The sequence below is a fragment of the Anaerospora sp. genome (assembly GCF_032013335.1).
In the GTDB taxonomy this organism is placed as follows: Bacteria; Bacillota; Negativicutes; order Sporomusales; family DSM-15969; genus Anaerospora.
Genome location: NZ_DALZUO010000035.1, coordinates 21,946 through 34,067, shown reverse-complemented (window position 1 = coordinate 34,067; position 12,122 = coordinate 21,946). Strand labels below are relative to the sequence as shown.

13 protein-coding genes are annotated in these 12,122 nt (G+C 42.6%); 3 read left to right on the top strand and 10 right to left on the bottom strand.

Annotated features, from left to right (window positions below):
* Nucleotides 1-175 precede the first annotated feature (175 nt).
* Together RTR76_RS19185 and RTR76_RS19180 are read right to left on the bottom strand one after the other, a co-directional pair.
* Complete coding sequence (locus RTR76_RS19185) at nucleotides 176-631, bottom strand: hypothetical protein (protein WP_312523981.1); 456 nt, start codon at nucleotides 629-631, stop codon at nucleotides 176-178.
* A 35-nt stretch (nucleotides 632-666) separates the two neighbouring features.
* Nucleotides 667-1,896 carry an aminopeptidase gene (locus RTR76_RS19180; RefSeq protein ID WP_396145517.1) on the bottom strand — a complete coding sequence of 410 codons (1,230 nt, stop codon included), beginning with the start codon at nucleotides 1,894-1,896 and terminating at the stop codon, nucleotides 667-669.
* Between the two features lie 84 nt (nucleotides 1,897-1,980).
* Here RTR76_RS19180 and RTR76_RS19175 point away from each other — a divergent pair, with 84 nt between their 5' ends.
* Together RTR76_RS19175 and RTR76_RS19170 are read left to right on the top strand one after the other, a co-directional pair.
* Nucleotides 1,981-2,472 carry a rubrerythrin family protein gene (locus RTR76_RS19175; RefSeq protein WP_312523979.1) on the top strand — a complete coding sequence of 164 codons (492 nt, stop codon included), beginning with the start codon at nucleotides 1,981-1,983 and terminating at the stop codon, nucleotides 2,470-2,472.
* Nucleotides 2,473-2,558: 86 nt separating this feature from the next.
* A complete protein-coding gene (locus tag RTR76_RS19170; protein WP_312523977.1) occupies nucleotides 2,559-3,542 on the top strand; it encodes a bile acid:sodium symporter in 984 nt (327 codons plus the stop codon).
* Here the strand turns inward: RTR76_RS19170 and RTR76_RS19165 are convergent.
* The 5 genes from RTR76_RS19165 to pyrF form a co-directional block, all read right to left on the bottom strand.
* Nucleotides 3,517-4,641 (bottom strand): glycosyltransferase family 39 protein, encoded by a 1,125-nt coding sequence (locus tag RTR76_RS19165; RefSeq protein WP_312523975.1) that lies wholly within the window; start codon nucleotides 4,639-4,641, stop codon nucleotides 3,517-3,519. The two genes, RTR76_RS19170 and RTR76_RS19165, sit on opposite strands and share 26 nt — an antisense overlap.
* Nucleotides 4,642-5,769: a glycosyltransferase family 2 protein gene (locus RTR76_RS19160; RefSeq protein ID WP_312523974.1), complete on the bottom strand. Its 1,128-nt coding sequence runs from the start codon at nucleotides 5,767-5,769 to the stop codon at nucleotides 4,642-4,644.
* 138 nt (nucleotides 5,770-5,907) lie between these two features.
* Entirely contained in the window at nucleotides 5,908-6,297 is a 390-nt protein-coding gene (locus RTR76_RS19155; protein WP_312523972.1) for a hypothetical protein, read from the bottom strand.
* A 179-nt stretch (nucleotides 6,298-6,476) separates the two neighbouring features.
* Nucleotides 6,477-7,721 carry a dihydroorotase gene (locus RTR76_RS19150; RefSeq protein ID WP_312523970.1) on the bottom strand — a complete coding sequence of 415 codons (1,245 nt, stop codon included), beginning with the start codon at nucleotides 7,719-7,721 and terminating at the stop codon, nucleotides 6,477-6,479.
* A gap of 21 nt (nucleotides 7,722-7,742) precedes the next feature.
* Nucleotides 7,743-8,480, bottom strand: coding sequence for an orotidine-5'-phosphate decarboxylase (gene pyrF, locus RTR76_RS19145; protein ID WP_312523968.1), 738 nt, complete (start codon nucleotides 8,478-8,480; stop codon nucleotides 7,743-7,745).
* A 286-nt stretch (nucleotides 8,481-8,766) separates the two neighbouring features.
* Between pyrF and RTR76_RS19140 the strand changes: the two genes are divergently transcribed.
* Nucleotides 8,767-9,951, top strand: coding sequence for an MFS transporter (locus RTR76_RS19140; RefSeq protein ID WP_312523965.1), 1,185 nt, complete (start codon nucleotides 8,767-8,769; stop codon nucleotides 9,949-9,951).
* Between the two features lie 114 nt (nucleotides 9,952-10,065).
* Here RTR76_RS19140 and RTR76_RS19135 read toward each other — a convergent pair whose 3' ends face one another.
* The 3 genes from RTR76_RS19135 to ilvA form a co-directional block, all read right to left on the bottom strand.
* Complete coding sequence (locus tag RTR76_RS19135) at nucleotides 10,066-10,692, bottom strand: DUF3793 family protein (protein ID WP_312523963.1); 627 nt, start codon at nucleotides 10,690-10,692, stop codon at nucleotides 10,066-10,068.
* The gene (locus RTR76_RS19130; RefSeq protein ID WP_312523960.1) at nucleotides 10,685-10,978 is read right to left on the bottom strand and encodes a DUF2325 domain-containing protein; all 294 of its coding nucleotides are present in this window, start codon (nucleotides 10,976-10,978) and stop codon (nucleotides 10,685-10,687) included. The genes RTR76_RS19135 and RTR76_RS19130 overlap by 8 nt, the downstream gene beginning before the upstream one ends.
* 147 nt (nucleotides 10,979-11,125) lie before the next feature.
* Nucleotides 11,126-12,121 carry a threonine ammonia-lyase gene (ilvA, locus tag RTR76_RS19125; protein ID WP_312523958.1) on the bottom strand — a complete coding sequence of 332 codons (996 nt, stop codon included), beginning with the start codon at nucleotides 12,119-12,121 and terminating at the stop codon, nucleotides 11,126-11,128.
* Nucleotide 12,122: the final 1 nt, after the last annotated feature.

The following is a 12,122-nucleotide window of genomic DNA, read 5'->3' as shown; positions in this document are numbered from 1 at the left end:
GTGACAGCTTATTTATGTTAACATAACCATTTTGTTTTGTCAACATCTTTTTTTCGGATCATCGCTGTTCGTTTCAGCGACTTATATAGAATACTATATTTAATATAGCATGTCAACTACATTTTCATGTTTTTATAAATTATCTTCTATAGCCTTAATTCTTGTGCTCTTTAGTCTATAATCCGGTAACTACTGAAAATGTATGTCCGCACCATTCCTGCGTTTCACGAAATACTTCATATAGCAAATGGCGGTAGACACTATCACTGGCCCCTTTATGCCACTCTTCGGCTTTCTCTCCATATAAATGCCATTGAGGTATTTCAAGCTGAGCTTCAATACGTGTTGCAATGAGATAGTTTATATCTTCTGCTCTCCATACATGTAATTGATATATTTCTTTAAGCGGCTCTGTCAGCTCCAGACTATCATGACCAACACCGATAATCACTTTGGGCAGATAGTTCTGTATGTTTTCTATAAGTTTGTCATTCGTGATTGCCGGACCGCTGAGAATCACATCAGGCCGTTCGGGTAAACCTTGCTCAGCCGAATACAGGCTAAAGCCTGTATCCAGCCAAACATCTTGTATTTGAGGCATACCAATAGGATAAACAGTAAATCTTTTCATTTCTGCTCCACCTCTACTACCATTTGATTGTTGAGTTAAAATACAAAATTACCGTTTTTGAACACAGGTATTTTCTCACCTGTGGCAGTTGTTCCTATAATAGTAAGATCTGACGTGCCGATCATAAAATCCTCATGTACAAGCGAGTCATTCATGCCGAGTTCCAATAATTGTGCTTTACTCTTACTTTCACTATCTTTTATACAAACGGAATACGCTTTGCCTAAAGCTAGATGACAGGATGCATTTTCATCAAAAAGGGTATTGTAGAATAAGATATTAGACTGGGAAATGGGTGACTCATGCGGAACTAACGCTACCTCACCAAGGTAGCAGGAGCCTTCATCTGTAGCAATCAGCTTCTTTAAGATATCTTCGCCTTTTTTTGCATGGCAGTCTACAACCTTACCTTCTTTAAATACCAATGTAAACTCTTCAATTAGATTACCATTATAGTTAAGCGGTTTTGAGCTAACAGCCGTTCCGTTGACTCCCGTCCGTTTAGGCAATGTAAAGACTTCTTCTGTTGGCATGTTGGCAATAAACTCTACTCCCCCGGCAGAATACTCGGAACCCCCAAGCCAAATATGCTCGTCAGGCAGTTCAATAGTAAGATTCGTTCCCAGTGAGTTTTTATATTCTAGACTGCAAAACTTATGTGAGTTCATAAAATCCATGCTTTTCTTTAATCTTTGTATATGCATTTTCCAGGCAGCAACAGGGTCATCCTGATCCACTCTCACGGTCTTACAAATAGCTTCTCCTAACCTCTCAACGGCTTCTTCATCTGATAGTTTGGGAAAGACTTTTTTTGCCCAGGCTTTTGTTGGCATCGATGCAATTGACCAAACATTTTTATTGCTCATTAAATGTTCGCGATATTCTTGAAGCGCTGTACTGCTTGCTTTTTGTGCCTTCATCATTCTTTCGGGATTCACATCTTTCATTAATTCAGGATCTTCAGCAGCAATTCGTAGAAAGGCCGCCCCTTTATGCAGATAAGATAAATAAAACTCCTTCTGCCAATCAGGAAACTCATCAAAAATTTCTTCCGGTCCTTGCAGAAACCGAATTTTTGACAAAAGCTCATCCTTCCAGCTCACGACAACTTCCCTAGCTCCTTCCTGGTAAGCTATCTCTGTGATTATTCTAGTAAATTCAGCACACTCAATCGGGGAAGTAATAACTAGTGTCTGATTGGGCTGGATATTAATCCCTGTCTTAACAATCAGTCGAGCATATTTTTCCTGTAATTTTTTATCCATTATTTAGCTCCTTTTCCATTTTTTGAATATCAATATTTTATATGTTCATACTATATGTATGATTGACAAATGAGAGGTGCAAACATGTCGAAAACGGAAGAGAACTTAGCCGCCGCCTTTGAAGGAGAATCGCAGGCTAACCGTAAATATCTGGCTTATGCCAAACAAGCAACTGCTGATGGTTATGCGCAAATAGCCAAACTGTTTGAAGCAATTGCAGAGGCGGAAACGATTCATGCTCATACCCATTTCCGCAATAATGGCGGCATTCGTTCAACCGCGGAAAACCTTCAAGCTGCTATCAATGGTGAAACCTACGAGTTCACCAAGATGTATCCGCCTTTTATCGCCAAAGCCGAAGAAGAAGGAATGACAGCCGCTACACGTGGTTTCAAATTTGCAAATGAAAGCGAAAAAGTTCACGCCGAATTATTTAAAAAAGCGTTAGATAACATTGGCAGCAAAGAAGTCTATGACGTATATCTCTGCAGCGTATGCGGACATGTTGCCGAACATGATGCCCCTGACAAATGTCCCATCTGCGGCGCAAAATCAACTGCCTACAAAAAATATTAGTTTTTTCCCAACGCCCTGCACCTTGCAGGGCGTTTTTTGTATATAATAACAAGTGACTGTTAACGCTGATAGCAAGGAGAATTAACATGCAACAAAAACTACGCTTGTGGAATGACTGGCTGTCAAGCCATATGTTTCTAGTAGTCTTATTCGCTTTATTCACGGGTTTTTTTCTTCAAATACCAGATTCATCTGTAACACGATTTCTTGTTATTTTATTATTTGGTTATATGACTTTTATCACGTCTTTATCAATAAGCTTTAAAAAATTCATAGAAGTGTTGCGACACCCCTGGGTCCCCTTATGGACACTTGCCTTAATTCATTTTATCACACCACTCGTAGCATGGCTGGCAGGAATACTATTTTATCCTAATGATTTTTTAATCCGTATTGGTTACTTGATTTGTGCATGTATACCGGTAGGAGTAACCTCGGTTATCTGGACGGAATTATCGCAAGGCAATACTGCCGTATCACTAGTAACTGTAACACTGGATACGTTACTTGTTCCACTCCTATTACCTCTTTATTTCAAACTAATTCTCGGGCAAAGCCTGCAAATTAATTATACTGCCATGGTACTGGAGCTCTTAGCAATGATTACTCTTCCCAGTCTGCTTGGTATGGCCGTTCATGACTGGACTAAAGGAAAAGCAGTTCATTTTGCCAAGCATATTGGTGGGCTCACTTCAAAAATTGGCTTTTTTAGTGTAATTCTCATTAGCGCCGGCCTTGTAGCTCCGGAAGTCCATTGGAGCAGTACCTTGCTTAAAACATTACTCGTTACGCTGTTCATTGTCATCGCCGGTTATAGTCTCGGCTATCTAGGCTCTTTCGCGACAAAAGACCGGAGTTATGCTACAACTATTGCAATGATTTACAATGTAGGCTTACGCAATTTAAGCTTTGGCCTGGTATTAGCCCTTACTTATTTTCCTGCTGCGGCCGCCTTGCCCATTACATTAGGCATGCTGTACCAGCAGCCGATTGCAGCCATCATTCCCTATCTTTATAAGCAGTCCCCTTTAAAGAAATTGCCACCTAACCAAGCCAATGCCAACCTGTAAACCCTATTGTGCATAGTGACAAAAGGACCACATTAAGAATCATATAGCCATAAAAGCATAAGTCTGGTAGCCGCCCTATTCCCACATAAATAGGAAAGATGACTAAAATGAAGCGGGACATACTATAAAGCGGAAACCATGCCGTCGTAGAAAACATCGGAATGAGAAACCAAAACCAGCCCACAATTAAATACGATATGCGTATATCGAAACGGCGCATCAAAGACATTGACAGTAATGCTGCCAGACAGCCGGCAACAAGAAAACTATCAAGCAACACACCAGGCTGCACGTGCGGAAAGTTGGCTTCTACTAAGCGGATGTTATTCCACATATTAACCCATGGATATTCAAATTGCCTGCCCCATTCTCTTTGTCCGTTAATAAAAGCAACCGCACTTCCTACCCGCCAAAAATTGTAACTCATAAATGCAAGTAAGCCTAACGGCGGTAGCAAGAAAGCCAGCAGCGAAAAGGCAGGCCTGCGCTGCTGCCAGTATTCAGCAATATATTCGTATAGCATGAATAGCATTAGGAAAATCCCTAAATTTCGTGTCAAAGCTGCCAACGCCGCAAAAATTCCTGCAAGCCACCATTTCTTTTGTCTGGTAAAGTATATGCAAGTTAGGGACAATGTCAGAAAAATCGACTCTGTGTAAATACTGTTCAAAAAAAATGACGTAGGCATGACAGCATAAGCATATAATGCCCGCTGCACAACCTTATCGGAAAAATCCCTGCGCAATACCAAATACAGCATAGCAAAGCTTGCCACAGCAAACAAATTACATATAATAAATCCACCTAGTCCGACATGAATACCAAGCTGCCCTGCCCCTCTCAGTAAGAGAATAATGACTGGAAAAAAGACAATACTCTGGCTGTCATATCCCTGTTGGGCAGCATACGTATACCAGTGTGCATCCCATTTTATGAATTTCTCCACAAACGGATAGGTCGGGCTCAGCAGAGGATTAACAAAACCGGCTGGAGCCTGTTCGGGTATGTACATGGACAGCACTGTGGCTGCAATTACAATGGCGCTATGCAATAAAATAGGTAAACCAATTACTTTTATCTGAGTAGAATACCCATTCATCTACACTCGCTCCTGCGTAACCGTTAACTTTTCTCTGCAAATATTCTCTGAGGGACGGCTCGACCAGGTCCATCTATTGTTAGCGGAAAAACTCCAGAACGTTGCAAGCAGAATTCCTAAAAGCTGGCCTAAATAGATGTTCCATTCGACAGTTTCGAAAAGCTGCGCAAAAAAAGCAGTAATGCCAATACTAAAGCAGCAAATCAGTACAAATTGGGGAAACTGCAATAACCGCCGCCAGAAGATAGGCTGCTGATGTTCTTTCCATGTCAGGTTATCGTTCCACCAAAAATTATGAACCATAGCAATAGCCGACGCAGCTAACGAGGCTACAACTCCCTCCAACTGGAAGACGTTTAGCAACAAACGTAACGCTAGCAGATTTACCAAAACCCCTAAACTTCCAACCATGCAGAACAAACAAAATCGGAGATCTTCAGGACTGTACCGAATTAGGCGCACAATATGTTTCATGTAATTCATTTGTTCTTTCAAGCTCATTTTGGATTGTCCCGCGTCTCTGGCCTCAAACGCATAGGGTACTTCGTGAACGGTTGAATACTGCCCCTTAACGAGAACTTCCATTAGAATTTTCCAGCCAATAGGTTCGAGTTTGACTTGCTCAACTACGGTACGGTTAATACCAAAATAGCCACTTGTGCAATCCGAAATAGCCCGTAGTCTTTTAATAGAAAAACGGCCAATTGCACGGGCACTCCAGGATATTAATTTACGTAACCAGTTTAGCCCGCCGTCTGATCCTCCACAAATAAACCTACTGGGAATAACAACATCCGATTCTTGCAGACGAGTTACCATTAACGGTATTAACTCTGGTGGATGCTGGAGATCAGCATCCATAACAATAATATATTTTCCTTTTGCCTGCTTAAAGCCTTCCACAACAGCAGAAGCCAACCCCCGCACTCCATGGCGATGGATATAACGTATTTCGGGAAACTGGCCTGCTAATTGTTCAAGTACTGCCGGTGTGGCATCGGAGCTATCATCTATAAACAGAATTTCATAACTATAACACTTGCCTTCTAAAACATTACGGATACGAGTGCTGATTAAGCAAACATTTTCCTGCTCATTATAGGTCGGTATCACGATTGTAACATGCATGGATTATGATCATCCTTCCAGATGTTTTTCTCATAACGATATGCTCTCTTAGATAGATTGGTTTAGATACCGGAAAAACATACACGCGCAAATGAAAACAGGACAAACCGAATGGTTTGTCCTGTCAGGTTTCTTATTTTATTCGTTAATGTCGTATTTTTCGGTAAGTGTAGTACCAGTGGTTTTGTTAGTTGCATTTTTGCTGCTATAGCTGCTGCTGACATCGCTGCTGTAGTCGTTATTAGCGTCCTGGGTAGCAGTCATAGTACCATATTGAGCTTTGCTGGCCTGCGTGCTGGAGCTGGTTCCTGCGCTAGCACCGGACATTGCACTGCTGCTATAGTCGTTATTGGCATCCTGGGTGGCAGTCATCGTGCCATATTGCGCTTTGCTGGCCTGTGTGCTGGAGCTGGTTCCTGCACTGTAGTTAGATCCAGCGCTCATTCCGGAAGTTGCACTGCTGTTAAGATCATACTGGGAAGTAAGCGAACCTGTTTGCTTGCTGTTTTTTTGTTGTTTGTTTTCCATTGATGAATCCCCCTTTTATCGTTTATTGGAATCCATCTTTATTTTGCAATTTTAAGTGCTTAACCATACCCGGAACAATTTTGCAATAGCAAGTAAAGTTTTGTATTTTAATTGTAAATTGCTTCCTGTTGCCTGTTGCGAGGCAGAAAACCTGTATAATGCTGGATTTTAATTTTTTATTAATAATCTTTATAAACAACCTTGCCATCTATTAGCGTCCTTATCACCTTCCCCTTGACTGGGGTATTGTGATAGGGAGTATTACGGCTCTTGGATGCCAGCTGCCGTTTATCAATAATCCATTCCTTATTAGGATCAATCACACAAATATCCGCATGATTTCCTACTAACAGACTGCCCCCCGGCAAAGAAAAGATCCGGGCAGGAATGGTACTCATCCGTTCAATTAACCACATTGGGGAAAAGCCCCGGCGATGGATCAATTCTGTCACCATTAGCGGGAACGCTGTCTCAAAGCCTATTATGCCGTTAGCTGCAAGATCAAAGACTGTGTTCTTATCATCTTCAGCATGAGGTGCATGATCGGTAGCTATCATGTCTAGCGTACCATCATCCAGCCCTTTGATGAGTTCAGCTATATCCTCTTTCGTTCTAAGGGGAGGTGCCATCTTTGCATCCGTTCCCTGTGAATAAACAGCCTCAGCTGTCAGCGTGAGGTGATGGGGACATACCTCTGCAGTAATGTTGAGCTTTTCTTGCTTAGCCCGGCGAATTAGCTCTACCCCGCGGGATGTACTAATATGCTGAAAATGAACTTTTCCTCCGGTAACGCGCAGGATCTCCAAATCCCGTGCTATTGCAGCGATTTCATTTAAAGGCTCATAGGCTGTAGGCCAATACAGTTTTAACGACGTATCTTCTTCATGTAAGGCTAGTGTAACATCCAGCTTAGCTGCCAGTTTTAGCGCTTGGTATAGAACAGCTGCCCGATCAATGAAATACCCATCGTCAGAAAAGATTTTCACTCCAGCTGCGGCCAGTGTCGCCATATCACAAAGATCTCGCCCCTTTAAATCTTTTGTCACACTGGCAGCCTGAATCACCCGTACAACTGCTGTTTGATCAATTAGTTTCTGGATTTTCTTATAGTCTTTCAAACTAGCCGGAACAGGATTAACATTAGCCATTGCCACGACAGTCGTAAATCCGCCCCGGGCAGCTGCCTGCGTTCCGGTAGCAATGGTCTCTTTATGCTCCGCTCCAGGTTCACGCAAATGGCAGTGCCCATCTACCAGCCCAGGCGTGATCCATAAGCCAGCACAATCAATTTGCTCACAATTACTATCATTTATATTAGCTGCTATTGCGGCTACCTTTCCATCTTTAATCAATACGTCTGCGTTGTTGTCAATATTTTGGCTTGGATCAATCACTCTACCATTCTTAAGCAATAGTGTAGACAATCATCTCCCCCCTATCCAATATCAGTCTTTAGCTTTCTCCATATATTCATCCATACTGGATAATATATGGTTCACTTCATCGCGCGGGTTGTCTGCCGATAAAACCGGCCTTCCAATCACCAAATAATGAGCCCCTGCCTTAAGAGCCTGTGCAGGTGTTGCTGTTCTCGTCTGATCACCATTTCGTTCGGGGTGCAGCCGGATTCCTGGAGTTACAATGAGAAAATCGGAACCGCATAATGCCCGGATTGCTGCCGCTTCCTGCGGAGCGGCAACTACTCCGTCCATACCCGCTTCTTTACACATCACTGCCATACGCAAAACCGATTCCCTGATAGGGCTTTGATAACCAATCTCCACCCAGTCCCGTTCCCCTAAACTGGTTAACACGGTAATTGCGAGCAATTTAGGGCGGGGCCGCTGCGTACGGGCCGCCCAGAGGTCAGCCTCCTCCATAGCAGCTTTCAGCATTTTTACTCCTCCTGCTGCATGAAGTGTAATAAACGCAGGGGAAAATTGGCAGAGGGCTTTGACTGTCTTGCTGACTGTTGTGGGTATATCATGCAACTTTAAATCAACAAATACTTTTTTATTCCGGCTTGCTAATTGGGCAAGTACTGTATGACCCAACCCATAAAAAGCTTCCATTCCTACTTTATAGCAATCCACTGCATCACCTACCGTATCGACAATTCGGGTCACATCCTCAATTGTCGGTACATCCAATGCAATAATCAAGCGATTACTTGTTTTATCCATTTACCGCACCTCTTTTTTCTTATGTATAACTTAACTATGCCTCATCTCATCAATCAGTACATTCTTTGAGCTCATGATATTGTTTATCTTACTGCTGTTTTATTACACCGTCTAGTTTTTTCCTTGTATTTCCCCCAAGCTTTTATTTTTTTGCCTTTATCATATATACAAAAGTATATTTTAAATGCTATTTTTGCTAAAATACGTATTCTTGTGCCGATAGTTGCAGGTAAATAGCAGCCTCCATCCGAATGATACCTTACTATCTATAAACAAGGAGTCTTGAATGAACACTGCTACTACACCGCAACAACAATTATGGACAAAAGATTTTCTGCTGATTTTCACAGCAAACCTTATGGTATTTGTCAGTTTTTATTGCTTATTACCCACCTTGCCACTTTTTGTTACTGATTACTTAGGCAGCGATGTAAGTGCTGTAGGCTATATCTTTGGCTTTTTTGCCCTGGCAGCTGTAATCGCCCGCCCGCTGGCAGGATTTGCAGTTGATACGCTAGGCCGTAAACGAGTACTATTTATCACCTTATTCTTATTAGCAATTTCGATTGCGATCTACAATTTTGTCACTACTTTACTGCTGTTGTTTATCATTAGAATGATCCATGGTCTTTGCTGGGGATTTGCCACAACAGCTGCCGGCACAGTAGCCACTGACCTTGTTCCGGCAGAGAGACGTGGTGAAGGCATTGGCTACTACGGCTTATCAAATACCTTTGCAATGGCTGCAGGTCCAGCCTTGGGACTATTAATTCTCAATCATGCAGGTTTTATGGTTTTATTCTCCAGTAGTTCGCTTTTAGCAGCAGCCGCCCTTATCTGCGTACTTGCTATCACCTTTAAGGAAACTCACGCTGCACGAAAACCTGTTGAAATGCGTATAGACACTCTTTTTGAAAATAGGGTTTTGATCTATGCTGTTATTACTTTTTTTATTGCTCTGCTGTACAGCAGCATCATTTCTTTCGTTATTTTACTAGGCAAAGAAATAGGAATTACAAACCCAGGCAGTTATTTTCTGGCATATGCCAGCACACTTATCCTCAGCCGCCCCTATGCAGGCAAAGCACTTGACGCCAGTGGGCCAAAAACCATTATGGCTATCGGATTTGCCGCACTGGCTCTATCTTTTGTCCTGCTGTTTTGTGCTGCTGATAATTTAGTATTTATCTTATCCGGATTGTTTCTGGGTATTGGGTTCGGTATTGTTCAACCTACAACGCTGGCCTTAGCTATTAACCGGGTAGAACCATTCCGGCGCGGAGCTGCTAATGGAACAATTTTTACAGCCTTCGATCTAGGCGTAGGCTTGGGCTCCATATTACTGGGAATTCTTTCTGAACATGCCGGACTCTCCTACATGTATCTCACTTGTGCTTTTTTAGTTATCATTCCGCTTTTTTTGTTTTATGGGATGACTTCCCATTCCTCTCCCTGCACAGAACATATATAGTCCTTTCAATAAGAACAAGCTTCCCTTTTTGAACTAATGTAGGAAGCCTTTATCCATCCTTCAAACTTATCAATATAAATAAAAAATTCCGGCGAATATGCCGGAATTTTTTATTTATATTGCAAAAGCCAGTTCTTCCAAATTACCGCACAAAATTTCTTGCGGGGCAACGCCTTTAGCAAGCAGATTGTCTACGTAAATCCGATCATCGGCATATTGCTTCATTGCTGCTAAGGATTCGTCAGGATTACCGTACACACACCATTCGCCCCGGCATGTTAGTGGCAGATTTTCCAATCCCATAAACCCTAAAACATCTTTTAAGGGAATCCCTAGAAGGACTCCAACCTCATGAGGGCAGCATTGCTGAAAACGTGCTTGCAATACGTCAAGGCAAGGACTTAATCCACTGTTAACGGGATAACCGAATTGCAAGAGAAATTTTTTGTGCAAATTATAAATCAAACACTGCTCCAGGATTGCTGGTCTGTAAAACAGCACTGTTTCTCTGTCTTTCGAAGTATGTAAAGTAGTAAATTGAATTACACTACCTGCCAGTATTAACTTCCCATAGGTACGCCATAAGGCCAGTAACGGCTGAAAGCGTATATCCGTCATCGTTAGCACTGTTGACGGCTTATTGCCGCAGATAGTAGGAGAAAGACTGCTCACAAGCCACTCGGAAAAGGCATTGACAGCTTTGTGTTGTTCTTCATCCAGATGGCTGAGTGAGTTATGCATTCACCAATCCACCTACCTTCAGACAGGATTCAATTGAACTCCAGCTCCGTTTTGCAAAAACGGTGGGTATGGAAAGTGATTTAGCCGCATCTTTCACCATCAGAGCCGTCATGTGATTAATATAGTCAGTGAAGACTAATACAAAGGCAGCCTCCTGTGGGAGTCTAATACCCTTCTTATGCTTTACCTTGCGGCCAGTAACATGTATAAGTTCAGTCACGCCCATCAAGCGTAGTTTTTGCTCGATATTACCCAAATGATCTCCACCTACTATAACAACTGACATAACAGCTTCCCTCCATTAGTGATATTGATTATCATTATCACTAATGATAGGCAATTTTTGGACAATTGTCAAGTATAATTTACGGTCCGGCAAAAAAATAAGGAAATCCGGTAACAACCAGATTTCCTTTTGCAGCAAAGAATACCGTTAGGCACTGGTGCTCTGCCGGTGTCTTGCAGTAATAATACTAGACAACAGTAAGGGATCTACATTACCACCGCTGACAAGAACAGCCATGTTTTTTGCAGTCACCCGGAGCTTTTGAGCAAGCAGAGCAGCTACCCCTGCCGCACCTGCTCCTTCCGCAGTCAGCTTACCTCGCTCCAGCAGATATAACATGCCCTCCTGAATTTCTTCATCCGTTACTGTAACAATATCATCAACGTATTTCTTAATATATTGAAAGGTTAAATCGCCCGGCCGTTTTACAGCGATTCCGTCCGCAATTGTCTGTACGGTATTCAGCCCAATAATACTTCCCTGCTTCAAAGATTGTGCCATAGCTGCCGCCCCTGCTGCCTGAACACCAATTACTTTTATTTTAGGATTATGTTCTTTTACGGCAACTGCAATTCCCGCTAAGAGTCCGCCGCCGCCTACAGGAGCAACGATGGCATCTACATCGAAAAGCTTCGCCATAATTTCCAATGCAATCGTACCTTGTCCCGCCATAACTGCTTCATCATCAAAAGCGTGAATAAATTTCATTTGCTCTTGCTGCTGCATTTGCAGCGCATGAGCATAGGCATCGTCATAGCTTGCACCATGAAGATATACTTTTGCTCCGTAAGCCTCAGTAGCTCTTACTTTAGCATGAGGAGCATGGCTCGGCATCACAACAACAGCGGGTATATTCCGGGCCTTTGCCGCCCAGGCCACACCTTGGGCATGATTGCCTGCCGATGCACAAATAATTCCTCTCCCGGCGTCTTTGGCCTGTAAGCCATATATCATATTAGCAGCTCCGCGCAGCTTGAAGGAGCCGGTTTTCTGCATATTCTCCAATTTGAGATAAACATTTTTGCCGGACATTTCACTTAACGTGCGACAGCTTTGCAATGGAGTTTTGTGAACTAAGGGGCGAATTCGCAGCAATGCCTCTTTGATTTGCGACAAGGTTAACGGTTGCGACAACGTATTCATA